Raw genomic sequence first — 24,473 nt, 5'->3', positions numbered from 1 at the left:
TTTACAAGCAGCCGAAAAACAAATACGATAGACGTGCAAGCGCGCGGAGTTGCACTCAGACACTAAGACGGGCGAAAGAATGAGCCTAGGAAAACAAAACGACAAAACCGGCCGTGCGCCTCGCATCCTGTTCTACAGCCATGATACGTTCGGATTGGGGCATTTGCGCAGATCCCGTGCTTTGGCAGCTGCAATAACTCAGGCTGATCCTTCGGCTTCGGCGTTGATCTTAACCGGGTCTCCAGTTGCAGGCCGCTTCACCTTTCCCCGTCGCGTCGACCACGTACGCCTGCCGGGGGTTACCAAGCGCGCCGACGGGTCTTATGCCTCGCAGACGATGGGGATGGGGATTGAAGACGTGACGGAGTTGCGCTCGAGCCTTATCCAAACTGCCGTTCAACAATTCGATCCTGATGTTCTGATCGTTGACAAAGAACCCACCGGATTTCGCGGGGAACTTTTGCCAACGCTGGACTGCCTTTTGAAAACCAAACGAACCCAGATCGTCCTGGGCTTGCGTGACGTGTTAGACGAGCCCGAAGTGCTGGCCGCTGAATGGGACCGAAAAGAAGCCCTGGATGCCACCGAGACCTATTATGATGAGATTTGGGTCTATGGGTTGCGGTCGATCTATGATCCAACACAGGGGTTGCCTCTTAGCCCTGCCACCCAAGCGCGTATGCACTGGACCGGATATTTGCGCCGCGATCTGGGACCGGTCGCAGAACCGCCCGAGCAGCCTTACATCCTGATCACGCCCGGCGGCGGTGGCGATGGCAAGGCGATGGTAAACCTTGTGTTGTCCGCCTACGAGCACGACCCGACGCTTTCGCCTCGAGCTGTTCTGGTTTACGGCCCCTTCCTGTCAGGAGAACTGCGAGAAGAGTTTGAAACGCGCGTCGCAGCCCTGAACGGTCGCGTAACGGCCGTCGGATTTGAATCCCAGATCGAAACCCTGTTTGCCGGTGCGGCGGGTGTGGTTTGTATGGGCGGCTACAACACGTTTTGCGAGGTGCTGTCATTTGACAAGCGTGCCGTGATCGTGCCCCGCACCACGCCCCGGCTGGAACAATGGATCCGGGCCTCGCGCGCCGAAGAACTGGGCCTTGTTCGAATGCTCGACGAAAGCCGCGATGGGTTGACGACCGATGCGATGATCAATGCCATCCGAGCATTGCCCAATCAGTCCCTTCCATCCGAGGTCATCTGCGATGGGCTGCTGGACGGTCTGGACTATGTCACAAGTCGAGTACACGCTTTGCTGACCGGAGAGCAGGAACGGGCCACCGGATGAGCCTTACACAACCGAAACTAGCGGTGCTGGTCAAAGGATGGCCGCGCCTGTCGGAAACGTTTATCGCGCAAGAATTGGTAGCATTGCAGGATGCGGGCCACCGGTTTGACATCTGGTCGCTTCGCCATCCTACTGACGTCAAACGTCATCCCCTGCATGAAAGGTTCACAGGGCAGGTCCATTACCTGCCCGAATACCTGTATCAGGAACCCCAGCGCGTTTGGGCCGCCCGCGCTGTTGCACGCGCCATGCCCGGCTATGGCGAAGCATACCGAATCTGGCGCGCTGATCTGCGCCGCGACCCCACACATAACCGCATCCGACGCTTTGGGCAGGCGTGCGTTCTGGCCGCCGAACTGCCGCAGGATACGCGTGTCCTGTATGCGCATTTTATGCATACCCCGTCTTCGGTCGCACGCTATGCCGCCATCATGCGGGGACTACCGTGGAGCTTTTCCGCCCATGCCAAAGACATCTGGACCTCGCCCGAATGGGAAAAGGCCGAGAAACTGCACGCTGAAACGCATGGTGCATCTTTTGGCGCCACATGCACCGCCGTTGGCGCAGACCATCTGCGCAGCCTTGCCGATGACCCCGCGCGCATTGATCTGATCTATCACGGGTTGGACCTGAGCCGTTTTCCGTCTCCTCCGAAACGTAACCCACGCGCGCCCGATGCACCCTTCCACATGCTCTCCGTAGGGCGTCTGGTCGAGAAAAAGGGCTTTGACCGCCTGCTCCACGCTTGTGCCTTGTTGCCCACAACCCTGGACTGGAACTGGACCCATATCGGCGGCGGCGCTTTGGGAGACGCGCTACGCACCCTCGCACAAGATTTAGGGGTCGCGGACCGCCTGTCTTGGAAAGGCGCGTGCGACCAACCCGAGGTGATTGCCGCCATGCGCGAGGCGGACCTGTTTGTGCTGCCCAGCCGCATTGCCACGGACGGAGATCGCGACGGGTTGCCCAATGTGCTGATGGAGGCTGCGTCTCAGCGGCTGCCGATCCTGTCGACCCCGGTCTCGGCCATTCCCGAATTCATCGAAACAGGAACCCACGGTGTGCTGTCCAGTGATGACCCCACCGCGCTGGCGGCGGCCATTTCCAGCATGGCAGCCGACCCTGGATCAACTGAAAACATGGCGAAAGCGGCCTATGACAGGTTGATCGCTGACTTCCGTATGGACCCCGGAATCGCACTTTTGTCCAAACGTCTGACCGCTCTGGGGGCGGACAGGGGCTGATGGCGCGGGTTGCGTTCTACGCTCCGATGAAATCCCCGGACAGCCCGGTGCCGTCCGGCGATAGGGAAATGGCCCGGAACTTGATGACCGCAATCGCCGCGCAGGGTGATACGGTCGAGCTGGCCTCGTCCCTTCGCCTTTACGACAAAACCGGGGACACGCGGGTTCAGACGCAGCTGCACGAAGCCGCGGAACGCGAAGCAGAGCGTCTTGTAACAGAATTGCCCACAAACACCGCGCTTTGGGTGACCTACCACAACTATTACAAGGCCCCCGATTTGCTGGGTCCACGTGTCAGCTCCGCCCGAGGAATTCCCTATGTTCAGTTGGAAAGCACGCGCGCGACCAGCCGCTTGACCGGCCCTTGGGCGGGTTTCGCCAAAGCCGCACACAATGCTTGTGACGCGGCCGACGTGATCTTTTACCACACCGCGAACGACCTGATTACCCTAGAGCGCGAAAGGTTCGGCTCGCAGAAACTGATCGAGCTGCCCCCGTTTCTGCCCGCAGAAGACTTGCCAGAGGCCTCTTCATGTGACGGGCCGATGTTGACGGTCGCAATGATGCGCCACGGCGACAAGCTGGCTTCTTACGACATACTGGCCCAAACATTGGCGCATCTGAAAGGCCAATGGGCTTTGAACATTGTCGGCGATGGGCCCGCCAGACCCGAAGTTGAGGCCATGATGGCCCGGTTCGGGTCCAAAGTGCGCTTTCTGGGGCAACTTGACCGTGCTGCCGTTCAGATGTGCTATGACACCGCGTCGGTGCTGCTGTGGCCCGGCGTGAATGAGGCGTATGGGATGATCTACCTTGAGGCGCAGGCCAGCGGTATTCCAGTTGTTGCGCAGGATAGACCCGGCGTGCGGGATGTATTGTTACCCTCGACCTACCCCACGACCGAGACAGGGCCAGCAGGGCTAGCGGCACATTTACAAAGCCTGCTGCGTGACCACACGCAGCGCCTGAAAACCGGAACCGAGGCGCGCGCCTACGTCGCTGCCCGTCACCTTTTACCGAACGCAACCGAGACTTTTTGGAAAGCTGTCCGCCCCTTGATCGAGGGTCGGGGATGACGAGACTTGCGCTGCTCCGCCATGGTCATACACCTTGGAACCGCGCAGGCCGGATTCAGGGACGCAGTGATATTCCGTTGGACGATGATGCCCGTCAGGATCTTGCGGGTTATGCCCTGCCCGAACCTTGGGATAAAGCCGAGCTCTGGTCCAGCCCGCTGCAACGCGCAGTTGAAACAGCGCGTCTGGTCTCTGGGCGCACCCCAGACACCCACGACGCTTTGACTGAGATGAACTGGGGCGAATGGGAAGGGTTGCGCGGGGTCGACCTGATCGCGGACCCCAACAGCGGTTATCGCCACATCGAGGATTGGAGCTGGCAGTTTCGCCCACCCGGCGGAGAAAGCCCCACCGAGCTTTGGCACCGCGTGCGCCCCTGGCTTGACGGCTTGCAGGCCGATACGGTGGCCGTCTGTCACATAGGCATCATGCGGGTCATTCTGGCAAGTGCATGGGATTGGAATTTCGACGGGCCGCCCCCCTTTAAAATCAAGCGCAACAGACTGTATATCGTTGAAACACAACCTCTGCGCGCGTGGCCTGAGCCCGTGCGCCTGATCCGCTCGGAGCCCGTCGCATGAAAGTGATGATCGTGGTCACCCACCTGCTGGGCACCGGACATTTAAGTCGCGCCTTGACCCTTGGACGCGCTTTTGTGCAAGCGGGGCACGAAGTTCTGAAAGTATCTGGTGGCATGCCTGCGCCCCAACTGGACAGTTCTGGGATGTCTTTGCTGGGGCTGCCCCCACTGCGTTCAGACGGTACCAATTTTACGCGCCTTCTGACGCAATCAGGTGAGGTGGCAGATGCGGATTACATGTCCGCTCGTAGTGTTGCCCTGACCGAAGCTGTCAGAAGCTTCTCACCGGACGTACTGATCACCGAGTTGTACCCGTTCGGGCGCAGGTCGTTGTCGGCCGAGTTCACCGCCGCCTTGGACGCGGCCCGTGCGTTGCCCCGGCCTCCTGTCATCTTGGGATCGGTCCGAGACATTCTTGCGCCGCCCTCGAAGCCCTCCAAGGCTGAACGGACAGATCAGATCATATCCGAACACTACGACGGTGTCCTTGTGCATTCGGATCAAACAGTCATCCCGCTTGAGGTCAGCTGGCCGGTTTCCGAGCAACTTCAGAAGCGGTTGCACTATACCGGGTTCGTTGCGCCTGACGCGCCGACCGCACACCCACAGCGCACCGGTGAAGGTGAAATCCTTGTCAGTGCAGGCGGAGGGTCGGTTGGACAGCCGATCTTTCAGACAGCCATCGAGGCTGCCCGAAAGATGCCCAACAGGCGCTGGCGCCTGCTGGTCGGAGGCCAGGATGCCCAAGCGCGCATCAAGCAGCTGACGCCTTTGGTCAAGGATGCGTCGGTTGCGTTGGAACCGGTAAGGCCCGATTTTCGGCAAATGCTGCCAATCGCAGCCGCATCGGTCAGCATGTGCGGATACAACACCGCCCTGGATATTCTGCAGACCGGAGCTCCGTCCGTGTTCGTCCCTTTCGACGACGGCAGCGAAGTTGAGCAGACGCTGCGCGCGCGAACACTGGCCGCCCTTCCAGCCATCGAAGTCATCCCAAGCCAGATGCTAGATGCAGAACTGCTGGCTCGGGCGATAGAAAGTGCGACATCGGGCCCTGAACGTACCGTTCCCGACCGTGGGTTTGACGGAGCTGCCAAAACCGTCGAGATCGCGAAGACGCTGTTGGAGGGCCGTATATGATACCCAACTGGCGCCCACTGCAGGACGAATTGGCCGTGTGGGAACAGCACAGACTGTCTTTGCCCCTATGGTGGCGTGACGATGATGCTATCTCCGCAACGCCGCAGCTTGACCGACTGATCGCCCTGTCGGATACACTTGGGGTACCAGTTCACCTGGCTGTCATTCCAAAGACCTGCGACACAAGCCTTGTCGCCCGGGTCGACAGCAGCACCCTGATCCCCGTCGTCCATGGATGGGCGCATCTGAATCACGCGCCCAAGCAGGAAAAGAAATCCGAGTTTCGGATGCACCGGTCGATGCCAACGATCATTGGCGACGCACGGCAGGGGTTGGACCGGCTGCAAGAGCTGTACGGCGACCGTTTGGCGCCTATGTTCGTGCCGCCCTGGAACCGTATCGCGCCCGAGGTCGTCGCGGAACTGCCTGCACTGGGCTATCGCATTTTGTCCACGGCCACGCCTCGGGCCACGCCCACCGCCGCGCCCGGGCTGCAACAGGTCAACACGCATCTTGATCCGATTGATTGGCACGGCACACGAGGGCTTGTGCCGCCCGAGCGTCTGATTGACACGGCAACCGCGTTATTGCGAGATCGACGAGAAGGCCGCAGCGATAATTCCGAACCCTTCGGCATTCTGACCCACCACCTCGTGCATGATGACGCGATCTGGGCCTTTACCCACGACCTTTTGCACCTTCTTCTGGATGGACCCGGCGTCCCCTGGGTCGCGACCAACGAAATACGGAGACCCGAATGAGCCGACTGGATTCAATGCTGCGCCGCCTGACCGCCCAACGCGATGGGTTGAACTGGGCCGTAGAACAGATCGCGGATCACCCCGGAGATGTTCTGGATATGGGCCTGGGCAATGGCCGCACCTATGACCACCTGCGCGAGATCCTGCCCGACCGGCGCATCTGGGTGATGGACCGGGTGCTACAATGCCATCCCTCCAGCACTCCGCCGGCCGAGGATTTCCTGCAAGGCGAGGCCGAGCCGATGTTGGAAAAGCTGGCGCAAGGCGGCCCCAAGATTGCGTTGGCACATTATGATTTCGGGCGTGGCATCAAGGAAGACGATGTGGCCGAGGCAGCCCGCCTCAGCCCGCTGATCGCGCAGGTCATGCTGCCCGGAGGGCTATTGATATCGGGTCAGCCACTGGTTGGTTTTGATCAGTTTGCAGGGCCGGAAACCATTGCCCCGGACCGATATCTTTTCTACCGTGCCTAATTGGTAGTGATTTAACGCGCCCTATCAGGCTGACCTGACGCGCCCTATCAGGCGACACGCCGCCCGCGCGACCACACACCGTTCAGCGCCGGTGCGCCTTCGCGGATACGAAAGCGGATAACATCGGCGCGGGTGCTCGAACGCAGCTCGCCCCGGTCGCCCAGACCGACCACTTGAGCCGGCGTCTGGGTGACGGTGCGCAGGCCACGCGCCATATTGCCCCACATATCTCCCAGGCGGGTTGCCGACAGCAGCAGCGCGGCGGGCACGTAGTCTGACGACAAAATATCCAGATGGCCCAAATCAGCCAGTTCCTGCGCCGCGACATTGCCGGAATGAGACCCGCCCCGGATCACATTGGGCGCCCCCATCATAACCTTGATTCCGTGATCGTGGCAGGCCCGGGCGGCCTCAACCGTGGTGGGGAATTCGGCCAGCGTGATGCCATGCCCCGCCGAAACGGCCACCTGATCCTGCGTCGTGTCATCGTGGCTGGCCAGCATCGCCCCGAACCGTTTGGCGGCCTTGACCGTCTCAACCTCGTGCTGATCGCCAAACCGGTCGCGCAACGCCTTCAGTTGTGCCACGTGCTGCAGGAAGTCATCATCGTTCATGCCATGCTTGCCCTTCATATAGGCCTCAAGCTGGGTCATGTCGCGGAATTGCCGCTGGCCGGGCGTGTGATCCATCAGCGACACCAGACCGACGCGATCCTCGGGGCCGAACTCGTCCAGCTCGGCCACGAGGGTTTCCGAGCAGACCTCGGCCCGCAGGTGTAAAAAATGGCTGATCTTCAGCGCATCCTGTTCGCGCAGTTCCCACAGTTCGCGCGACAGCTCGCGGGCGTATTTCTTGTATCGGTTGCCCGACGGGATCGAACCGATGCGCATCGCATCGAATACGGTGGTAATGCCGGTGCTGGCCAGTTCTGCATCGTGCGCCAGAATCGCCGCCGCGTGAGGCCAGTCGACTTTGGGGCGCGGCTGAATATGGCGTTCCAGATTGTCAGTGTGCAGCTCGACCAGACCGGGGCAGACATAGTCGCCGCCGCAATCCACCGCGCCGGGCGGCACGGTGCTGCCCGTGGCGATCTCGGCAATGGTTTCGCCGGTGATGCGGATGCTACCTGTAACCGTTTCATCGGGCAGAACCAGCGTGGCATTGGCAAGGATCATTTCTTCTGTCATCTGAACTTCACACGGTCTGAGCTATTGGGTAGGCCACGCATAGGAGGCCAATGTGACATTCACGCGATACGCGATCTATTTTGCGCCACCCGCCGGGGCCGAGTGGACCCGGTTTGGCACAAGCTGGCTGGGCTGGGACATAGAGGCCGGCGCTGCGGTCGCGCACCCCGATATCCCCGGCGTGGATGTGGCCGCCGTCACGCAAGTGCCGCGCAAATACGGGCTGCACGCGACGATGAAGCCTCCGTTCCGACTGCGCAATGGGCAGACGGTTGAGGCGCTGCGCGAGGCTTGCGCGCAATTGGCCGCTGCGCAAGCCCCGGTCAAATTGGATGGACTTGAGACCGCGCGACTGGGTCGGTTTCTGGCCCTGCGCCCCACAGGCGACGAGGCGGCGCTGAACGCGCTGGCGGCTGCCTGCGTGCGCGATCTGGATCCCTTCCGTGCGCCCGCATCCGACGCCGAATTGCAGCGTCGTCGTGGCACCGGACTGTCGCCCGCGCATGAGGTCAATCTGGTGCAATGGGGATACCCTTACGTGATGGACTCGTTCCGCTTTCACATCACCCTCAGCGGCAAGTTGGACAAACCCACGCTGGCCACCGTTCAGGATGCGCTGGACACGCGGCTTGCACCCCTGCTGCCCGCACCGTTCCACATCACGGATCTGGCGCTGATGGGCGAGGCCGCGGACGGGCGGTTTCACCTGATCCATCGCTATGCCCTTTCCGGCTGAAGCTTGGTCAGGATGGTGTTGACCGTCTGGTCCAGCGGACCGGAATTGTCGATCTGCACCACCCGGCGCAATCCATCGGGCAGCGTAGTCTGCGCGCGTTCAAGCCGCCGTGCCTGATCCGTCGCACTTTCGCGCCCACGCGCCGACAAGCGCTGCGCCAACACCTGTGGGTCGGCGGTCAGCGAGATCACGACCAGATCGCCAAATACCTCTTGCGCGCGCAAAAGCACGGATCGGGACAGGTTCACCAAAACTGCATCCGCCTGCCCCCGCAGCTGCTGGATGCTTTGGGGCACGCCATACAGCAACCCATGGGCCGGCCAGTGCAGGGCAAAGGCATCCTCATCCACCATCTGCTGAAATGTGCCTTCGGAGACCCGGTCGAAATCTTCGCCGTCCTCGCCCTCGGGGCGGGTGATCACCCGGCGCATCCGGTGAATACGTGCGGAGCGCGCCTCTAGCGCCTCGATCACGCTGTCCTTGCCAACGCCCGAGGGTCCGACGACCGCAATGACCGGTGCAAGGGTCATGCGGCCATCCCCGGTGTGAAATCCGAGACGTTGATCTCACGGTCGCACACCCGTTCACGCGCGCCGACATCGTGGAAAATGCCGATGATCGCCGCACCGCGCGCCTTCGCTTCTTCGATCAGGTTCAGCACGGTTTCACGGTTCTGCACGTCAAGCGAGGCGGTGGGCTCATCCAGCAGCATCGTCGGATAGTCGTGCGCAAAGCCCCGCGCGATGTTCACGCGCTGCTGCTCGCCGCCCGAAAAGGTCGTGGGGCTGAGCGTCCAGAGGCGCTCAGGAATGTTCAGCCGGGCCAGTAGCCCTGCCGCCTTGTCGAGCGCCGCCTGACGGTCGCATCCGACGGCCAGCAGAGGCTCGGCCACCACCTCAAGCGTCGGCACGCGCGGCACCACCCGCAGGAACTGGCTGACATAGCCCAGAGTGTCCCGCCGCAGGGCCAGAATCTCGCGCGGTTCAGCCTGCGCCACATCCACGCCGCCCACCATGACTTGCCCCGAGGCGGCCAGATAGTTGCCGTAGATCACCCGCATCAGGGTGGATTTGCCCGCCCCGGACGCTCCGGTCAAAGCCACGCATTCCCCGGGCGCCACGCTGAGTGTCGCGCCCTCCATCACAGGGATCACCGCGCTGCCCTGATTGTGCAGGGTAAAGCTTTTGCTGACGTTGTTCAGTTCAATCATCTCTCACACCTGCAACACGCTTGAGACCAGCAACTGCGTGTACGCATGTTGCGGATCGTCCAGCACCTGATCGGTAAGGCCGGATTCGGCCACGTGACCGTCTTTCATCACCATCAGCCGATCCGCCAGCAGGCGCACCACGGCCAGATCATGCGTGACGATGATGGCGCTCAACCCCATCTCGCGCACCAACCCGCGCAGCAAATCCAGCAGACGCGCCTGAACCGAAACATCCAGCCCGCCCGTCGGTTCATCCATGAAAACCAGCCGAGGCCCGGTCACCAGATTGCGCGCGATCTGCAACCGCTGCTGCATCCCACCGGAAAAGGCGGTGGGGCGGTCATCGACGCGGTTCGCTTCGATCTCGACCCGGCCCAGCCAGTCGATAGCCTTGTCGCGGATGTCACCATAGTGACGGTCGCCCACGGCCATCAGACGCTCGCCAATATTGCCGCCCGCGCTGACCGACATGCGCAGCCCGTCGCGGGCGTGCTGATGGACAAAGGCCCAATCGGTGCGGCCCAGCATCCGGCGTTCGGGTTCGGACATGGTCACCGTATCCACTGGCCCGTCGGTTCGTGTGTCGAAAACAACCCGTCCCCCGTCCGGTTCCAGATGACCGGCCAGACAATTCAGCAACGTCGACTTGCCCGAGCCGCTTTCACCGACGATCCCCATAACCTCACCGGGATAGAGATCAAAGCTGACGCCGGTACAGCCGATCCGGGTGCCATAGGTTTTGCGGATATTCTGAACGCTTAACAGCGGGGTCATGGGGTTACCTCGGATCATAGGCAAATTCGATCCGGTTGCCTCCGGGCTCTCGGATCATGAAATGGATTTTTGGCCCAGCACCCGAAGGTTCGGGGGCAAACTCCAACTGAACGCCGGGCCAGTCTTTCACAGCGGCAAACACCACATCCAAAGACTCGCGCGATGGGATTTTGAACGCCACATGGTGCAGCCCGACATTGGCATGACGATCAAAGCCGTGCTGATTTTCGCCCTTTTGTTGCCAAAGGGTCAGAACCGCCGAACCGTTGCTGATAAAGGCCGAGGGGTACTCGGGCCGTCCACCAACCACATCCCAGCCCAGCGCCTCAACAAAGAACGCCTTGGTCGCCTCAAGGTCCGAAACCGTCAGGCCAAGATGATCAATTCCCAGAACGTGTTCGCGTATCATGCTGCATCTTCCTTGGCCAAACGCCCCTCATGTCCAGCCGCGCGGCGCGAGCGGCAGTAATCGGTGTCGGAGCAGACAAACATCCGGTTGCCCGCGTCATCCATGATCACCTCGTCCAGATAGCTGTCTTCGGCCCCGCACAGGTCGCAGGGGTGATCAGCTTTGGTCGCCTCGAACGGATAGTCCTCGAAGTCTAGGCTGACGACCTTGGTGTGCGGCGGCACCGCATAGATGCGCTGCTCGCGCCCCGCGCCGAACAGCTGGATCGCGTCCATTTCCAGCTTGGGGTTATCGAATTTAGGGATCGGAGACGGATCCATCACATAGCGCCCGGACACTTTTACCGGATAGGCATACGAGGTCGAAATCGCCCCGTGCTGGCTGATATCTTCATACAGTTTCACATGCATCAGCCCGTATTCTTCAAGCGCGTGCATCTTGCGCGTTTCCGTCTCACGCGGTTCCAGAAAGCGCAGAGGCTCGGGAATTGGCACCTGATAGACGAGGATTTGATCCTCGGTCAGTTCCGCCTCGGGGATCCGGTGGCGGGTCTGGATGACAGTGGCCTTTTCGGTTTCTTCGGTGGTCACGACCCCGGCGGTATTCTCAAAGAACTTACGGATCGAGACCGCATTGGTCGTGTCGTCCGCGCCCTGATCAATCACCTTGAACGTATCATCCGGCGTCAGCGTCGCGGCCGAGACCTGCACCCCGCCGGTACCCCAGCCATAAGGCATCGGCATCTCGCGGCTGGCAAAAGGCACCTGATATCCGGGTACAGCCAGTCCTTTGAGGATCGCCCGCCGGATCATCCGCTTAGTTTGCTCGTCGAGATAGGCGAAATTGTACTCGCTCATAGTATTCCTCTCTCGGACAATTCGGCTTCCAGTGCTTCGGTGCCGACAAAATGAATAGCGTCCATTCCCACGGCACACGCACCTTCGACATTGTGCAAACCATCGTCGATGAACACGCAGTCTTGGGGCTGAACAGCGGCCCGTTCGCACAGAAGTCTAAAAATACGCGGGTCGGGCTTCATTACGCCTTCCTGACCGGACACCACCAACGTTCCGAACACCTCACCCAACCGGGGGTGCACCTTTAGACCCTCTGGCCAGGTTTCGGCCGACCAATTGGTGATGGCGTGGACGGGGGTTCCATTTGCCTTGAGGCGATCGAGGATATCCCAAGTGCCGCTAACCGCGTTTTGAACGGTGAGGGTATATCGCTCCACGTAGGAGGCGAACAGGTTTTGATCCTCTGGGTCCGCCAACTCTTTGGCCATATCGGCGAACCGCTCACCATTGTCTCCCCGCGCGTTTTTGGCCTTGAACCCGGTGCGTTCGATAAAGGCATGGGCGGCGTCCTCGGACCCCAGATCGTCAACCCAGGCAAGATGGGGGTGCCAATCAACCAATACGCCGCCGATATCGAATACAACGACCTTCATTCCGCAGCCTCCTTTGGGGTAATCCGTTCCTCAGCCTCGCGGCGTAGTTTACGGACCAGTTCCAGTTCGGACTGGAAATCCACGTAATGAGGCAGTTTGATGTGTTCCAAGAAACCGGTGGCCTGAATGTTGTCGGCATGGCTTAGGACAAATTCCTCATCCTGTGCAGGCGCGCCCAAATTGTCCTCGCCCAGCTCCTTCCAACGCAGCGCGCGATCGACCAGAGCCATGGCGATAGACTTGCGCTCGGACTGACCAAAGACCAGACCATAGCCACGGGTGAACTGCGGCGGTTCTGTTTTCGAGCCCTTGAACTGGTTGACTGTCTCGCATTCGGTTAGTTCAACCTCACCAATCTCAATGGCAAAGCCCAGCTCGGGAATGTCCATTTCGACGGCGACTTTTCCGATCCGCAACTCTCCCACAAAAGCGTGGTTGCGGGCGTATCCGCGCTGGGTTGAGTAGGCCATGCCTAGCACGAACCCCTCATCGCCGCGTGTCAGTGATTGCAAGCGCAGCGGGCGGGTGGAGGGAAACTCCATCGGTTCGCGGGTCAAGTCGCCCGGCAGGTCGTCGCTAGTGGGTTCGTCCTGAATGATATCTTCACCCTTTAGGAACTCGGCAATGTGAGGCGTAGGCTCGGTACGCGGCCCGGCCATGGGTGCAACCGTGTCGTTGCCATCTGCAGCTAGTTTGAAATCCAGCAGCCGGTGGGTGTAGTCAAAAGTCGGCCCCAGCACCTGCCCGCCCGGCGCGTCCTTGAACGTGGCCGAGATGCGGCGGTCGCAGGCCATATCGCCCGTCTGGACAGGGATGGAATAGCCAAATCGCGGCAACGTGGTGCGATAGGCGCGGATCAGAAAGATCGCTTCGATCAGATCACCACGCGCCTGTTTGATGGCCAGCGCGGCCAAATCGGGATCGAACAGAGAGCCCTCGGCCATGACCCGATTTACCGCAAGGCTCAACTGTTCTCGGATCTGGGCGATCGACAGTTCGACGATATCCGTTGATCCCCGCCGCTCCTCTGCTAACCAGGAATGCGCGTTGTCGATGGCTTTTTCGCCGCCCTTGACTGCTACGTACATTCTTATGATCCCGCCGTTATTTGCGTGCTGCGCGGCAAGGCCGCGACTTTGTCTCTGCAGGTGAAAAAGAAATCACATCCCAGAGGATAAAGAGCCGAATTGTCCTGAAAGACCGCGACATCCGGTAAAGACAATTGTGACCGATCCCGAATACCCGGCCCTGTCAGTGTTGTCCCGTTCTGCGCAAGCGTTTCACACTCGACAATCAGAGTAGCCGAGCGGTCAGGATATTCCGGTGTGCCTATGCGATAGTTGGAATTGCGTTGCAGGTCCGCCCATGTCCCTACTGCGAAATCCGCGCTGGACGCTTCGACAATCGGCGCGCCGGTGTGAAAGGTCAGCCATTGGCGCACTGCGGCAGTATCTGTTGCGCCTGCGAAAAAGACCCTTGTATCCGGGTCACACAAGGTCAGCAACAAAGTACCCGCTGCTTGAGACAATGGCTTGGGTGGGCGCGCGCCCGCAATTGATCGGATTTCGCCAGGTCGCGCCATGACCGTCATTGCGGCCCGAAAGGCGTGGGCCGCCTCGATCGGGGCATTCGCAAAACCACCTGAGAATTGAGGATGCGCGCTCATCAGTCTTCTCCTCGGACCAGAGTAAAGAATTCGACCTTTGTCGCCGCCGCCTTGGCCGCCCGCTTGGTTCGTGCGTCCTGCATCTGCCTTGACAGGGGGGAAATGATTTCGGCGCGGATGGCGTCGGCTGCTGTTGTCTGCATCAGCGCATCAACAAGGGCAGCGACTTCGGCTTTGGGCTTCGACCGGCCCTGAACATAGCCATGACCGACGGCACCGCCCTGCAACACCAGCGAACACCGGGTTACGGTCATTTCACCAAGATTGAACGGCGCCCCCGTGCTGCCGGTGCGCGCCCGGACCATTACCCCGCCAATCTCGGGCGCGCGTAGCCATTCAAATGTCGGGCGCAGTTGGACTTTGTCCCAAAGGGCCATCAGCGCGTCCTCGGGCGCGCGGGCCAACACGTCCATCCATTGCCGACGTTCTGCATCCGTTGGTTTATCGAGATATGCCATCAAGCCCTCTTGGCTGGGTTGTCTATTTAAACTATACAACTAGACAAATAATACATCTTAACCCAGCGGGCCGCAATCCGCTTACTTGTGAAGAATTAGTGACATGGGCAAATCGCCAGTTTGGAAAAGCATCGCTCTTGGCCTGACAACCGACATTGCAGAAGGCCGCTATAACACTGGTGATCGCCTGCCGACCGAAGCGCAGCTGGCTGCTAAATACGGGGTCAATCGCCATACGGTCCGCAGGGCTTTGTCAGATCTGTCTGACCAGGGCTTGGTACGCTCGAGACGAGGAGCCGGAGTTTTCGTGACGGCGCGCCCGACGGATTACCCCATCGGGAAACGCGTACGTTACCACAAGAGCATTTCGGCCAGCGGCAAGATTCCTGGCAAGAAAATCCTTACCCTTACCACTCGAACGGCTGATGTGGCCGAAGCTGAAGCTTTGGAACTATCCGAAGGTGAAGCCGTTCATGTCTACGATGGTCTTTCCCTGGCCGACGGTCAGCCGATCGGGCTTTTTCAAAGCGTCTTTCCAGCTGGGCGTCTGCCGGGCATTCTTGCCGCACTGGTAGAGACCCGGTCGGTGACCAAAGCGCTGCAGCAATGCGGGGTCGAGGATTACGTTCGTGTATCGACACGGCTGACGGCCCGCGCCGCGACGCCAACACAAGCGCTGCATCTGCAACTCAGCGAAGGCGCTCCGGTCCTGTACTCAGTGGGCGTAAACGCAGATACGAACGGAATTCCCGTTGAATTCGGACGAACCTATTTTGCAGGCGAAAGAGTCACACTAACGATGGACAACGAGTAGGCGACCAGAACGCTCCCGCCCGTCTTCGCCCTCCTTCCGGAGGTCTCATCCCGTTGGGCGTAGCGCCGCGCAAAGCGCGGCGCCCGGTCCAAGGCCGCCAGAGCGCGTCGGCGAAGCCGATGCGCACGCGGGCGCGAGAGCACATGTCAAACAGGTCCTCGGCCTATTCGTATTTCTCCAAAAAGGCTTCGGCGTCGAGCATTCGAAAGTCCGGCAAGGCGGCTCGTAAACGCGCGTTGTCCCAATCCCACCACGCCAAAGTTAACATACGCTCTGCTACGCCATTCGGGTAGCGTGGACGGATCAGATCGGCCGTAACCCCACCCACAATGCTGTAAGGCGCAACGTCTTTGGTGACGACCGCACCAGAAGCAATGATTGCTCCGTGACCCACGGTAACTTCGGGCTTGATAATAGCTGCATGGCCAATCCATGTGTCATGGCCAATTTCCGTCACCCGGCTTGCGCGATGCTGGAACCAATCCGCGTCATCTTCAGCGTCATCCCAGTAGTCTGCTGAGCGGTACAAAAAATGATGCAAGGAAGCCTTGGCATACGGATGATCCGTCGCACCGATCCGGGTAAAGCTGGCGATGTTCGCAAACTTGCCGATCCGCGCATTTGCAATGTCACACGTTCGGTCGCAATACGAGTAATCACCGAAGATCGCGTTTGCCAAGCGCGTCCCGGCACCTATTTCGACGTATTCCCCAAACGTGCTGTTGGTGATCGCACAATCGGGATGGATGAATGGCTGATCCGCTCGCAGTCTTGGCATGAAAGTTCCTCTGGACCAACACTCAGGTGGTCTTGGTTTTTACCCGTTTGGATTTCGTTTCTCCCTGGATCAATCGGCGGCGCAACCAGCCCGAGAACCAATCCATCAGCATCACCATCAGGATGATCAGAACGATGTAGTAGGCAACCTCTTCCCAGTCTTTCTGGGTGATAATCGCCTGCGTCAGCAACAAACCGATCCCACCGCCCGTAATCGCACCAATCACAGTGGCGCTGCGTGTGTTGGATTCGAGGAAATAGAGCAACTGGCTGAGCAGCACCGGCGTCACCTGCGGGATCACCCCGAACCGATAACGTTGCGGCGCATTGGCTCCGGTCGATTGGACGCCCTCGATCTGTTTTTGATCCACATTCTCCAGCGCTTCCGAAAAAATCTTGCCGAACGTCCCCGTGTCTGTCACCAGAATGGCCAGCGCACCCGTCAGCGGACCGGGTCCAAAAGCCCGCGCCAGAACGACGGTCCAGATCAGAGCGTCCACACCACGCACAAAATCAAACACACGGCGCGTGAGAAACCGTACCGAACGCAACGGGTTGAAGTTACGGGTCGCAAGGAAAGCCAGTGGCAGTGCCACCATGCCCGCCCCCAATGTCCCGAGGAAGGCCATCAGGATCGTCTCGAAAATGGCCCAGGCCACGTCCTGATGGCGCCACATCTTGTTGGTCCAGAAATCATTCAGGATCGCGCCCGCCTCACCATTTGCGGCCAGCCCCATGAGTTGCGGGAACGACTTGCCATAGTAGGGGCTATCGAGGGTGAAGAAGAACAGCTCCCACCCGTTGAAATAGCGGAACACCTCGGATCGGTTGCGCGTCACGGTCAGTCGACCCGCATCCGTGGTGATCGCCATCCGGTTCTTTGAGACATTGATCCAGTCGGGCACGTCGCCTGCGGGCAGCTCGGCCTGAACGCCCGCCGAACGGGTCGGCGTTGCACGCACCGTGCCATAACCGGGGATGTCATATTCCACCGTCTCGGGGCCGAACCGCACGATATGGCCGTCTTTCAGATCAATCACCGTAGTCTCGCCCAGAGCGACCCAATCCGGCGCTTGGCCTTCGGGATATGCACCCTTGCGCTCACCTTCGATAGCGGCCGAGACTTCGCCTGTGCGATTGTCACGCTCGATGTGGGTTTTGTAACTGTAGCTGTCAGCCACAAGCGTCTTGCCGTTTTCCCAGTTGGCGCGTCCGGCCAATCCGGGCACGTCGAAAGCGAAAAACACATAGGTCAGATAGACCAGCACCAACGCAGGCAATCCAAAATTGATCAGGCGCTTTCGGCTGAACAGACGATCAGCCTCGGCCTTCAACTCATCAAGGGTGAGGTCAGTGGCGAAGGTGCTCATGCCCGCGCTCCTTTCTCGGATCCGTGGGTCAGGCGATCACGCAGATGGCCCGAGATTTGGTCGACCACAACGATGGTGACGAACAACAGCAAGAAAATCGCGGCGGCCTGATCGTACTTGCCCTGCCCCCAGGACATCGAGTTGCGCAGCTCATAGCCAAGACCACCTGCACCGACGAAACCCAGAATGGCCGAGGCGCGAATGTTGATCTCGAACCGCAGCAGCGCGTAGCTGACATAGTTCGGCCCAACCTGCGGGATTACGCCCAGATACATGCGCTGCGACCATTTTGCGCCGACCGAAGCCAAACCCTCGACCGGTTTCAATGAGGCGTTTTCATTCACCTCAGAAAACAACTTGCCCAGTGCGCCAGCCGTATGGATTGCAATGGCGATCATCGCCGGAACCGGGCCGCCACCCAGAATAAAGATCAGGACCAGAGCGATCACGATTTCAGGGATTGCGCGGCAGATATCGGCGATACGCCGAAACAGGGGGATCAGCGCAGGCCAGAGCGCCATTCCGCGTGTGGACATCAGCGCCAGGAATGTACCCGCTATGGTGCCGATCAGTGTGGACGCAGCGGCGATGTTGATCGTCTCGACCAGCGCCGGGAAAAACTTGACCAGATTAGCAGGCAGCGCGTCGATCTTTTCCCAGGCTTCGGACAGCACCTCTGCCGGGTAGTCAAAGATACGGTGCCAACCATCCGCGAAACTGCCCGCGTTGCGGTCATCCGCAGTGCGGAACCCGGCGGCCATCAAGGCCACGAAAACGATCAGAAGAATACCACCATAGACCCGCTTGCGTCGTGTCATCTCGGTATAGTCGGCCCGGATCTGGTCGACGGTCAGGGACCCTGCGGTCAGGTCTGTCATGGAATGCTCCTGAGTGGAAAACGGGGCCCGGCTTGGAACACCGGACCCCGGTCTTAGGGGTGTGCAGGCTTAGTTGGACTTCAGCTTGCGTGCTTCGATAATGACTTCGTAGGCTTCATGCGTGATCGGCTCGAACGCGCGGGCTTCACCAGCGGCAACGCCGTAGAAGCATTCACGGTCTTTCTCGGCCAGACCAGCCATCAGAGCGGTCATTTTCTCTTTGACATCTGCAGGCAGTGCGGTGCGCAGAACAACCGGTCCTTCGGGGATCGGCTTGGATTTCCAAATCTGGACCATGTCGTTCATGTCGACCAGACCGGCATCAACAGCGCGACGCAGCGCGCCCGACTGATACCCATCTTCCCAATCGCCCAGACCGTCCGCCCAGGTCACGCCGCCATCGACGTCACCGTTGTTCACGGCAACGATGGTCTGCTCGTGGCCACCGGTGAATTTCACCTCACCGAAATAGTCGCCCGATTCCATGGTGGAACCCGTTGCCGCAGGGATTTCGATCGACGGGATCAGGTAGCCCGAGGTCGAGTTCGGATCGCCAAAACCAAAGGTCTTGCCCTTCATGTCCTCCAGCGAGGTGATGCCGCTGTCTTTGCGCGCAAAACCGATCGAGAAATAGCCGTAACCGCCATCGGTGTTGACCTTGACCAGAACCGGCTCGACCGCTTCGGGATCAGACAGGTAGGTTTTCGCATAACCCGAAGCACCCAGCCACGCCATGTCGATGGTGCCGCCCAGCAGGCCTTGGATCACGCCGTCATAGTCAGCCGGTGCGAACAGCTTGGTTTCAACACCCAGTTCTTCCTCGGTGTATTCGCGCAGGCATTCGTTGTTGTTCAGACGGTCCTGAGCGTTCTCACCGCCCAGAATGCCGATGCGGAATTCGTTGATATCCGCGGCCAGGGCCGGCGCGGCCATTGCAGTTGTGGCCACCAGGGCTGCCATCAGTTTTTTCATCTGTCTCTCTCCGGTTTGATATGCCGGCCTTTCATCGGCCGGTCGATGAAAGGGGTGGTTGGCTTAGATGGTTGCTTCCGCTTCCATCAGGGCCTTCTGAGTCGCATCCAGCGTCTCAATCTCGGTCGATGTCGCCTCTTCCGAGAAGCTGGCATCAGCGCCATAGATCTCGCGGGCGACGCCGGTTGTCAGTTGCTCGGGCAGGCCGTCGAACACGATGCGACCGTCACGCATACCGACAACGCGGTCGCAATAGCGACGAGCCGTATCCAGCGTGTGCAGGTTGGCGATTACTGTGCGGCCGTCTTCTTCATGGATGCGGCGCAGTGCCTGCATGACGACCTGCGCATTCATCGGATCCAGCGAGGCAATGGGTTCGTCCGCCAGAATGATGCTTGGGTCCTGCATCAGCGCGCGCGCGATGGCGACCCGCTGTTGCTGCCCACCTGAAAGCGCCTCGGCGCGTTTAGGCGCGTGTTCTGCAATGCCCAACCGATCCAAAATGTCGATGGCGCGGTGGATATCGGCAATAGGAAACAGGTTGAACATGGTCGCCAGCGTAGAATGGCGGTTCAACGTACCGTGCAAAACGTTCGATACCACGTCCATGCGCGGCACCAGATTGAACTGTTGAAAAATCATCGCGCAATCGGCCTGCCAGGCACGCTTGTCGCGGCCCTTCAGCTTGGTGACATCACGGCCACCGAAAAGGATTTCTCCGTCGCTCGCGTCGGTCAGACGGTTGATCATCCGCAGCAGGGTCGACTTCCCTGCCCCCGAACGACCGATGATGCCAATCATGCAGGGTTTATCTATTTCCAACGTGGCTGAATCGACTGCGACGTTTTCACCGAAGCGCTTGGTCAGTTTCTTGATGTGCAGCACAGGCCACCCCCAGTTCGTGTTGGCGGTCTGCTAAAGGCAATCTTCAACGGCTATGTGTAACTTGGGTGAAAGTTTTGTAACGCAGCGCCAAAGATCGATGGCTCTACACTTCTGCGCCTACCGCAGGTATATGCGGGCCGACTCTTAGACATTGAAACGAGGCCACACATGTCCTTTGACCGCAGCATCAAGATCGCACCGTCGATCCTCTCCGCCGATTTCGCCAATTTCGGGGCCGAGATTCAGGCGATCGAAGCGCAGGGGGCCGATTGGGTCCATGTGGACGTGATGGACGGCCATTTCGTTCCGAACCTGACCTTCGGCCCGCCTGCGGTCAAAGCCTTTCGCCCACACGTGAAGACGGTGATGGACGTCCATCTGATGATCGCTCCGGTCGACCCTTATATTCAAGCCTATGCCGACGCCGGGGCCGATATCCTGACCGCGCATGTTGAGGCAGGGCCGCACACTCACCGAACCCTGCAAGCGATCCGCGCTGCTGGCATGAAGGCTGGTGTTGCCCTGAACCCCGGCACCCCGGCCGAAGCGGTCGAACACCTGTTGGACCTGACCGATCTGGTCTGCGTCATGACGGTAAACCCCGGCTTCGGTGGTCAAAAATTCATTGATATGACAGCCAAAGTTCGCCGCCTGCGCCAGATGATCGGCGATCGACCTGTCCATATCGAGATTGATGGAGGCGTCGATCCAAACACCGCACCGTTGGTAGCAGCCGCTGGCGCAGATGTTCTGGTCGCTGGCTCGGCAGTATTCAAGGGTGGCTCGGTTTCCAACCCTGAAGTCTATGGCGAAAACATCCGCAATGTGCGCGCGGCAGCAGAGTCAGCGCTCTAAAAAGGCGCTTCATTGCGCGTGCTGCACATCGGATATGAACAATCCAGGCTACCTGAGCATCCTTCAATCGTTTAGATGCCGAAGGTCCATTTCAAAACCTGCGATACACGTTCATGGCTAAAACAACCACACACCGCCCGTATACCGCCTACCCGGTCGGGTTTGTCGGCATCCTGCCCCAAAAACTGCGCATATTACAGAACCGGGTCGCCACGGCCCGGTCGTCAGTGCGCCGAATTCGCGCATATTGGTTGATGAACGACAACGAGCTGCGCGCACGTGGCCTGAAACGCGAAGACATCATTCGTCTGGTGCTGGCTGACGTCATCTAGCACAGCACCAGTCCTTGGCCGGAGCAGACCGGATTTTGATAGTCAGGTAGAATATCCACACCCTGCCCGGTCGAGTGTTCTTGGTTTACTTGCTTTTCTGAACGATGCGCGAAAGCTTGGCGTCTCGATAATCAAATCTCGGGCCTTCAAACGGTGCGAAGATTGCATCGCAGTCGGTCGCCTCGGGCGAAGGTGGCCGAATAAAATCGTGTAGTTCAAATCCATGCGCAGCCATAACGGCTACAAAATCACTGAACTTATAGCCACCTTCATATCGGCGCCGGACCGAGACCTCGGCCAAGACAAAGGCGCAGTTTTTCAGCATTTCTGAAGCGCCCTTGATCACCTCGACTTCGAAACCCTCGGTATCAATCTTCAACCCATAGGGCCCCTGATAGTCCACGGCGATGTCGTCCAACGTCCGAACCGGGACCTGACGTTCTTCGATGGCCTTAGTATGGGCACGCGCAGCCTCGTCAAACGTCATCATGGTAGCTCTCGTGCCCATGGAACGGTGACCGACTGTTGGAATACGCAGCGTCGTTTGCCCGGCCTGGGAGCCGACTCCGCAGGCATGAAAGTCAAAGTCGATCTTGTCGCTCCAATTTCGTCTCAGCTTGTCCTCATACTCAGAGATCGGCTCGATCAACACGAATTTTGTCGTTGGAAAAGCCTCGTACAGGTGCGCGGTCCCACCGGCGACACCGACATCGAAAACTGTCGCAACATCGAACCCCAGACCTGCGATGTAACTGCCTGTCTCTTTGTCAGGGGAAACTTGGTACCCTCGACGTTTCAGACGTCGGGTCAAGCGTATTTCGGTGTCGTCCATTCTTAAGCTCTCCTATGCGCGGGGAAGGCATCCCATGCGACAGCACGGCTAAAGAAACACCATGACTGACAAAGCACAATCGGGAATCTCGTTGGTGGAATGGAATATGCGTTCCCAAATAACCTATTTGCAAAACGCAGCAGAATAAGCAGTTGAATCAACATCAGGGCCTGAGATTATTCGGCGATTAATCCCTTCCGCGCCACCGCATACTCAAGACCACTACAATCAATACGGGCGCAGTCGAAATGACTTCCTTCGCCCGTCATCGCAATGAGAGCACCATCAAGTCTTAACCTGCAACCAGACTCGAGGTGACGCCACTGCAGTTAAACCGATCAACCATACCTTAGTTCTTTACAAGCCAAGGCTCTTCGACCTTCAGACCTTGATAGACTGCGTGCATGAAAAGATGGGCAATGACGGGGTCTGTTGAAAACGGGAAAAACTGCAGTTTGCCTTCTTCGACGCCTTTCTCAGCCTCGTAGACAATCTCGTCCCCCTTGACGGTTACAAGCACTTTGAGGCCCGCCAAAGTCTCTGGATTCACAGACGTGGGATCGTCGGACAAGATCACAAAATCCGCAACTTTACCGACCTCAATTGAGCCCTTGCTGTCCTCTTCAAAGTGCTGCCACGCGGGCCAGATCGTCATCGCCTTCAAAGCGGTCATGACATCAACCCGCTGATGCGGCCCAAGAATATCACCCGATCTGGTGCGGCGGGTCACCGTTGCCGCAAGAACACGCATACTGTCTGGAAAGGCGACAGGCGCATCGTGATGCGTGCCGAAAATCATATCACGTTCGCGGAGCCATCCAGTGGGCGAGATATTGTCGGCGTTCACTGGTCCAACAGTATGATCGCGGTGCCAGTCGCCCCAATAGAAAGTGTGCATCGGGAAAAGTGATGGAAAGACCCCGAGGCGCTTGAAGCTGGCCACTTGATCTTCCCGCAGAAACTGCCCGTGCACCAGAACCGGGCGGTTGCCCGGATCGCCATATTTGATTTGCGCCTCTTCCAGTGCGGCAATCAGCATGTCCGACGCGCCTTCACCGTTTGAATGCACAAGGATCTGGAACCCATTCTCATAACACCAGTTCACAGCGTCCTGCAGTTGATCCATTGTTATTGCAGCATATCCTGCGTAGCCGGCATCATAGGTGCCGACTGGATCATAGTAGGGACGATCCCGCAAAGCAGTAAAACCCTGCGGTGACCCGTCGATTGTAAGTTTGCAGCCGCCGACCCGAACCCGGTCGACGTAGTCCGCAGAGGTGTTATCGCGAATATAATCCCGGGCCTCCAATACGTCAGGAAACGCGACAACGTCGATGGGAAGTCCTTCCGTGGCACCGACCTTTCTTAGTACCTCTACGATCTCACCAGAAGATCGCCCCTCTTGTCCGGTCGTATATCCAAACTTGGTCCAAAGGTCGGCTCCGGCGCGGGCGAAGGCCACCAGACCTTCCTCACCCAGATTTCCCAGCATCGGCACAAGAACCGAGAAAAAAGCATATTCCTCCAGAACACCGTTAGGTTCGCCTTCTTCATCGCGCTGAATCACGCCACCCGGAGGCGCTTCTGAAGCGGCTGTAATGCCAGCCAACTCCAAAGCCCTTGTGTTCGCGACTCCCAGATGCCCGGACTGATGGATAATTATGACGGGCAAGTCCCTGGAAACTACATCAAGGTCTTCTCGCGTGGGATGACGCAGCTCTTGCAGTTGAGCGTTGTCGTATCCAAAACCAACGATCATTTTCACCTGTTCGACGGCCTCTGAATTTTCTTCTGCCCAATTCGACAATGTAGCTTGCAGGCTGGCGATATCCGTGACTTCTCCGTCAGGCGGTGAAAGCAGGTTGGCCGACAATGCCTGCAGCCCGCCCATCACAACATGTCCATGACTGTCAACAAAGCCCGGAAGAAGTGCGCGCCCATTCAGATCGAAAGTTTGTGTGCCCTCACCTTCATGCACAGAGAGATCAGACAGAGATCCAACCGCCAGAATACGACCGTTCTTGACCGCGACCGCTTGGACGGAAGGGAGTGCATCATTCATCGTTATAATAGGGCCGCCTGAATAAATACGATCGGCAATTTGTTGTGTAAACGCACAAGTGGCTGAAAAAGAAATTGCTGCGGCAAAACAAAGCGAACGTATTGCTAAAGGCATCCTGAGGTTCCTTTTCAATCCAAACATTTCAATGTGATATATTTTAGCATCGATTTGAGCCTCGCCAAAAACGAAAAAGGCCGCCCCTGTGGAACGGCCTTCTTTAGTGCAACGTTTAGGCCCG

At 58.9% G+C, this 24,473-nt stretch carries 28 protein-coding genes; 11 read left to right on the top strand and 17 right to left on the bottom strand.

All coding sequences use genetic code 11. The features are described 5' to 3' along the window. Positions 1–79 precede the first annotated feature (79 nt). From GOW48_RS10685 to GOW48_RS10655, 7 genes are read left to right on the top strand one after another with little or no spacing between them, the layout of a single operon-like run. Positions 80–1,294 carry a glycosyltransferase family protein gene (locus tag GOW48_RS10685; protein WP_170354819.1) on the top strand — a complete coding sequence of 405 codons (1,215 nt, stop codon included), beginning with the start codon at positions 80–82 and terminating at the stop codon, positions 1,292–1,294. Continuing rightward, complete coding sequence (locus GOW48_RS10680) at positions 1,291–2,538, top strand: glycosyltransferase (RefSeq protein ID WP_170354818.1); 1,248 nt, start codon at positions 1,291–1,293, stop codon at positions 2,536–2,538. Before GOW48_RS10685 ends, GOW48_RS10680 begins: the two co-directional genes overlap by 4 nt. Continuing rightward, positions 2,538–3,614 carry a glycosyltransferase family 4 protein gene (locus tag GOW48_RS10675; protein ID WP_170753588.1) on the top strand — a complete coding sequence of 359 codons (1,077 nt, stop codon included), beginning with the start codon at positions 2,538–2,540 and terminating at the stop codon, positions 3,612–3,614. The genes GOW48_RS10680 and GOW48_RS10675 overlap by 1 nt, the downstream gene beginning before the upstream one ends. Next, positions 3,611–4,195, top strand: coding sequence for a histidine phosphatase family protein (locus tag GOW48_RS10670; RefSeq protein WP_170753586.1), 585 nt, complete (start codon positions 3,611–3,613; stop codon positions 4,193–4,195). The genes GOW48_RS10675 and GOW48_RS10670 overlap by 4 nt, the downstream gene beginning before the upstream one ends. Further along, on the top strand, positions 4,192–5,334 hold the full coding sequence (locus GOW48_RS10665; protein WP_170753584.1) for a glycosyltransferase family protein: 1,143 nt from the start codon (positions 4,192–4,194) through the stop codon (positions 5,332–5,334). Before GOW48_RS10670 ends, GOW48_RS10665 begins: the two co-directional genes overlap by 4 nt. Continuing rightward, on the top strand, positions 5,331–6,095 hold the full coding sequence (locus GOW48_RS10660; RefSeq protein WP_170753582.1) for a polysaccharide deacetylase family protein: 765 nt from the start codon (positions 5,331–5,333) through the stop codon (positions 6,093–6,095). Before GOW48_RS10665 ends, GOW48_RS10660 begins: the two co-directional genes overlap by 4 nt. After that, a complete protein-coding gene (locus GOW48_RS10655) occupies positions 6,092–6,568 on the top strand; it encodes a class I SAM-dependent methyltransferase (protein WP_170753580.1) in 477 nt (158 codons plus the stop codon). The genes GOW48_RS10660 and GOW48_RS10655 overlap by 4 nt, the downstream gene beginning before the upstream one ends. 47 nt (positions 6,569–6,615) lie before the next feature. On the opposite strand, the gene GOW48_RS10650 is transcribed toward GOW48_RS10655, so the two are convergent. Further along, the gene (locus tag GOW48_RS10650; RefSeq protein ID WP_170753578.1) at positions 6,616–7,755 is read right to left on the bottom strand and encodes an alpha-D-ribose 1-methylphosphonate 5-triphosphate diphosphatase; all 1,140 of its coding nucleotides are present in this window, start codon (positions 7,753–7,755) and stop codon (positions 6,616–6,618) included. 52 nt (positions 7,756–7,807) lie between these two features. On the opposite strand from GOW48_RS10650, the gene GOW48_RS10645 reads away from it, so the two are divergent. Beyond that, positions 7,808–8,491 carry a DUF1045 domain-containing protein gene (locus GOW48_RS10645; protein WP_170753577.1) on the top strand — a complete coding sequence of 228 codons (684 nt, stop codon included), beginning with the start codon at positions 7,808–7,810 and terminating at the stop codon, positions 8,489–8,491. Here the strand turns inward: GOW48_RS10645 and phnN are convergent. From phnN to phnG, 9 genes are read right to left on the bottom strand one after another with little or no spacing between them, the layout of a single operon-like run. After that, a complete protein-coding gene (gene phnN, locus GOW48_RS10640; RefSeq protein WP_170753575.1) occupies positions 8,473–9,021 on the bottom strand; it encodes a phosphonate metabolism protein/1,5-bisphosphokinase (PRPP-forming) PhnN in 549 nt (182 codons plus the stop codon). The two genes, GOW48_RS10645 and phnN, sit on opposite strands and share 19 nt — an antisense overlap. Next, positions 9,018–9,701: a phosphonate C-P lyase system protein PhnL gene (gene phnL / locus GOW48_RS10635; protein ID WP_170753573.1), complete on the bottom strand. Its 684-nt coding sequence runs from the start codon at positions 9,699–9,701 to the stop codon at positions 9,018–9,020. Before phnL ends, phnN begins: the two co-directional genes overlap by 4 nt. A 3-nt stretch (positions 9,702–9,704) precedes the next feature. Beyond that, entirely contained in the window at positions 9,705–10,475 is a 771-nt protein-coding gene (phnK, locus tag GOW48_RS10630; protein WP_170753571.1) for a phosphonate C-P lyase system protein PhnK, read from the bottom strand. Positions 10,476–10,479: 4 nt separating this feature from the next. Then, positions 10,480–10,884 carry a VOC family protein gene (locus GOW48_RS10625; protein ID WP_170354807.1) on the bottom strand — a complete coding sequence of 135 codons (405 nt, stop codon included), beginning with the start codon at positions 10,882–10,884 and terminating at the stop codon, positions 10,480–10,482. Next, positions 10,881–11,741, bottom strand: a complete 861-nt coding sequence (locus GOW48_RS10620) for an alpha-D-ribose 1-methylphosphonate 5-phosphate C-P-lyase PhnJ (RefSeq protein ID WP_170753569.1) — start codon at positions 11,739–11,741, stop codon at positions 10,881–10,883. Before GOW48_RS10620 ends, GOW48_RS10625 begins: the two co-directional genes overlap by 4 nt. Then, positions 11,738–12,334 (bottom strand): HAD family hydrolase, encoded by a 597-nt coding sequence (locus GOW48_RS10615; RefSeq protein WP_170753567.1) that lies wholly within the window; start codon positions 12,332–12,334, stop codon positions 11,738–11,740. The genes GOW48_RS10620 and GOW48_RS10615 overlap by 4 nt, the downstream gene beginning before the upstream one ends. Further along, complete coding sequence (locus GOW48_RS10610; RefSeq protein WP_170753565.1) at positions 12,331–13,422, bottom strand: carbon-phosphorus lyase complex subunit; 1,092 nt, start codon at positions 13,420–13,422, stop codon at positions 12,331–12,333. Before GOW48_RS10610 ends, GOW48_RS10615 begins: the two co-directional genes overlap by 4 nt. 2 nt (positions 13,423–13,424) lie before the next feature. After that, complete coding sequence (gene phnH / locus GOW48_RS10605; protein ID WP_170753563.1) at positions 13,425–14,000, bottom strand: phosphonate C-P lyase system protein PhnH; 576 nt, start codon at positions 13,998–14,000, stop codon at positions 13,425–13,427. Next, positions 14,000–14,458, bottom strand: coding sequence for a phosphonate C-P lyase system protein PhnG (phnG, locus tag GOW48_RS10600; RefSeq protein ID WP_170753561.1), 459 nt, complete (start codon positions 14,456–14,458; stop codon positions 14,000–14,002). Before phnG ends, phnH begins: the two co-directional genes overlap by 1 nt. Before the next feature lie 103 nt (positions 14,459–14,561). Between phnG and phnF the strand changes: the two genes are divergently transcribed. Then, positions 14,562–15,272, top strand: coding sequence for a phosphonate metabolism transcriptional regulator PhnF (gene phnF, locus GOW48_RS10595; RefSeq protein WP_170753559.1), 711 nt, complete (start codon positions 14,562–14,564; stop codon positions 15,270–15,272). Between the two features lie 163 nt (positions 15,273–15,435). Here the strand turns inward: phnF and GOW48_RS10590 are convergent, their stop codons facing one another. From GOW48_RS10590 to phnC, 5 genes are all read right to left on the bottom strand, one after another. Beyond that, a complete protein-coding gene (locus GOW48_RS10590; RefSeq protein ID WP_170753557.1) occupies positions 15,436–16,050 on the bottom strand; it encodes an LbetaH domain-containing protein in 615 nt (204 codons plus the stop codon). Between the two features lie 22 nt (positions 16,051–16,072). Continuing rightward, a complete protein-coding gene (phnE, locus tag GOW48_RS10585; RefSeq protein WP_170753555.1) occupies positions 16,073–17,419 on the bottom strand; it encodes a phosphonate ABC transporter, permease protein PhnE in 1,347 nt (448 codons plus the stop codon). Further along, entirely contained in the window at positions 17,416–18,297 is an 882-nt protein-coding gene (gene phnE / locus GOW48_RS10580) for a phosphonate ABC transporter, permease protein PhnE (RefSeq protein ID WP_170753553.1), read from the bottom strand. The genes phnE (GOW48_RS10585) and phnE (GOW48_RS10580) overlap by 4 nt, the downstream gene beginning before the upstream one ends. Positions 18,298–18,366: 69 nt before the next feature. Next, the gene (gene phnD / locus GOW48_RS10575) at positions 18,367–19,269 is read right to left on the bottom strand and encodes a phosphonate ABC transporter substrate-binding protein (RefSeq protein ID WP_170753551.1); all 903 of its coding nucleotides are present in this window, start codon (positions 19,267–19,269) and stop codon (positions 18,367–18,369) included. Between the two features lie 63 nt (positions 19,270–19,332). Continuing rightward, positions 19,333–20,154, bottom strand: a complete 822-nt coding sequence (gene phnC / locus GOW48_RS10570; RefSeq protein ID WP_170354788.1) for a phosphonate ABC transporter ATP-binding protein — start codon at positions 20,152–20,154, stop codon at positions 19,333–19,335. A 168-nt stretch (positions 20,155–20,322) separates the two neighbouring features. Between phnC and rpe the strand changes: the two genes are divergently transcribed. Together rpe and GOW48_RS10560 are read left to right on the top strand one after the other, a co-directional pair. Continuing rightward, complete coding sequence (gene rpe / locus GOW48_RS10565) at positions 20,323–21,009, top strand: ribulose-phosphate 3-epimerase (protein WP_170753549.1); 687 nt, start codon at positions 20,323–20,325, stop codon at positions 21,007–21,009. Between the two features lie 113 nt (positions 21,010–21,122). Next, complete coding sequence (locus tag GOW48_RS10560) at positions 21,123–21,341, top strand: hypothetical protein (RefSeq protein ID WP_170753547.1); 219 nt, start codon at positions 21,123–21,125, stop codon at positions 21,339–21,341. A gap of 85 nt (positions 21,342–21,426) precedes the next feature. Here the strand turns inward: GOW48_RS10560 and GOW48_RS10555 are convergent, their stop codons facing one another. Both GOW48_RS10555 and GOW48_RS10550 read right to left on the bottom strand, forming a co-directional pair. Next, positions 21,427–22,173 carry an FkbM family methyltransferase gene (locus GOW48_RS10555; RefSeq protein WP_170753545.1) on the bottom strand — a complete coding sequence of 249 codons (747 nt, stop codon included), beginning with the start codon at positions 22,171–22,173 and terminating at the stop codon, positions 21,427–21,429. A 349-nt stretch (positions 22,174–22,522) separates the two neighbouring features. Then, a complete protein-coding gene (locus GOW48_RS10550) occupies positions 22,523–24,235 on the bottom strand; it encodes an amidohydrolase (RefSeq protein WP_234899453.1) in 1,713 nt (570 codons plus the stop codon). Between the last annotated feature and the right edge of the window lie 238 nt (positions 24,236–24,473).

Origin of the sequence: Ruegeria lacuscaerulensis, from assembly GCF_013033355.1 — a bacterium.
In the GTDB taxonomy this organism is placed as follows: domain Bacteria; phylum Pseudomonadota; class Alphaproteobacteria; order Rhodobacterales; family Rhodobacteraceae; genus Ruegeria; species Ruegeria lacuscaerulensis_A.
This window is presented reverse-complemented; position numbering and strand designations above follow the sequence as displayed.

Bases quoted from the DNA above. Each gene is read 5' to 3' on its own strand.
- GOW48_RS10685 (WP_170354819.1), top strand. From the start codon at position 80: ATGAGCCTAGGAAAACAAAACGACAAAACCGGCCGTGCGCCTCGCATC.
- GOW48_RS10680 (WP_170354818.1), top strand. From the start codon at position 1,291: ATGAGCCTTACACAACCGAAACTAGCGGTGCTGGTCAAAGGATGGCCG.
- GOW48_RS10675 (WP_170753588.1), top strand. From the start codon at position 2,538: ATGGCGCGGGTTGCGTTCTACGCTCCGATGAAATCCCCGGACAGCCCG.
- GOW48_RS10670 (WP_170753586.1), top strand. From the start codon at position 3,611: ATGACGAGACTTGCGCTGCTCCGCCATGGTCATACACCTTGGAACCGC.
- GOW48_RS10665 (WP_170753584.1), top strand. From the start codon at position 4,192: ATGAAAGTGATGATCGTGGTCACCCACCTGCTGGGCACCGGACATTTA.
- GOW48_RS10660 (WP_170753582.1), top strand. From the start codon at position 5,331: ATGATACCCAACTGGCGCCCACTGCAGGACGAATTGGCCGTGTGGGAA.
- GOW48_RS10655 (WP_170753580.1), top strand. From the start codon at position 6,092: ATGAGCCGACTGGATTCAATGCTGCGCCGCCTGACCGCCCAACGCGAT.
- GOW48_RS10650 (WP_170753578.1), bottom strand. From the start codon at position 7,755: ATGACAGAAGAAATGATCCTTGCCAATGCCACGCTGGTTCTGCCCGAT.
- phnN (WP_170753575.1), bottom strand. From the start codon at position 9,021: ATGACCCTTGCACCGGTCATTGCGGTCGTCGGACCCTCGGGCGTTGGC.
- phnL (WP_170753573.1), bottom strand. From the start codon at position 9,701: ATGATTGAACTGAACAACGTCAGCAAAAGCTTTACCCTGCACAATCAG.
- phnK (WP_170753571.1), bottom strand. From the start codon at position 10,475: ATGACCCCGCTGTTAAGCGTTCAGAATATCCGCAAAACCTATGGCACC.
- GOW48_RS10625 (WP_170354807.1), bottom strand. From the start codon at position 10,884: ATGATACGCGAACACGTTCTGGGAATTGATCATCTTGGCCTGACGGTT.
- GOW48_RS10620 (WP_170753569.1), bottom strand. From the start codon at position 11,741: ATGAGCGAGTACAATTTCGCCTATCTCGACGAGCAAACTAAGCGGATG.
- GOW48_RS10615 (WP_170753567.1), bottom strand. From the start codon at position 12,334: ATGAAGGTCGTTGTATTCGATATCGGCGGCGTATTGGTTGATTGGCAC.
- GOW48_RS10610 (WP_170753565.1), bottom strand. From the start codon at position 13,422: ATGTACGTAGCAGTCAAGGGCGGCGAAAAAGCCATCGACAACGCGCAT.
- phnH (WP_170753563.1), bottom strand. From the start codon at position 14,000: ATGAGCGCGCATCCTCAATTCTCAGGTGGTTTTGCGAATGCCCCGATC.
- phnG (WP_170753561.1), bottom strand. From the start codon at position 14,458: ATGGCATATCTCGATAAACCAACGGATGCAGAACGTCGGCAATGGATG.
- phnF (WP_170753559.1), top strand. From the start codon at position 14,562: ATGGGCAAATCGCCAGTTTGGAAAAGCATCGCTCTTGGCCTGACAACC.
- GOW48_RS10590 (WP_170753557.1), bottom strand. From the start codon at position 16,050: ATGCCAAGACTGCGAGCGGATCAGCCATTCATCCATCCCGATTGTGCG.
- phnE (WP_170753555.1), bottom strand. From the start codon at position 17,419: ATGAGCACCTTCGCCACTGACCTCACCCTTGATGAGTTGAAGGCCGAG.
- phnE (WP_170753553.1), bottom strand. From the start codon at position 18,297: ATGACAGACCTGACCGCAGGGTCCCTGACCGTCGACCAGATCCGGGCC.
- phnD (WP_170753551.1), bottom strand. From the start codon at position 19,269: ATGAAAAAACTGATGGCAGCCCTGGTGGCCACAACTGCAATGGCCGCG.
- rpe (WP_170753549.1), top strand. From the start codon at position 20,323: ATGTCCTTTGACCGCAGCATCAAGATCGCACCGTCGATCCTCTCCGCC.
- GOW48_RS10560 (WP_170753547.1), top strand. From the start codon at position 21,123: ATGGCTAAAACAACCACACACCGCCCGTATACCGCCTACCCGGTCGGG.
- GOW48_RS10555 (WP_170753545.1), bottom strand. From the start codon at position 22,173: ATGGACGACACCGAAATACGCTTGACCCGACGTCTGAAACGTCGAGGG.
- GOW48_RS10550 (WP_234899453.1), bottom strand. From the start codon at position 24,235: ATGAATGATGCACTCCCTTCCGTCCAAGCGGTCGCGGTCAAGAACGGT.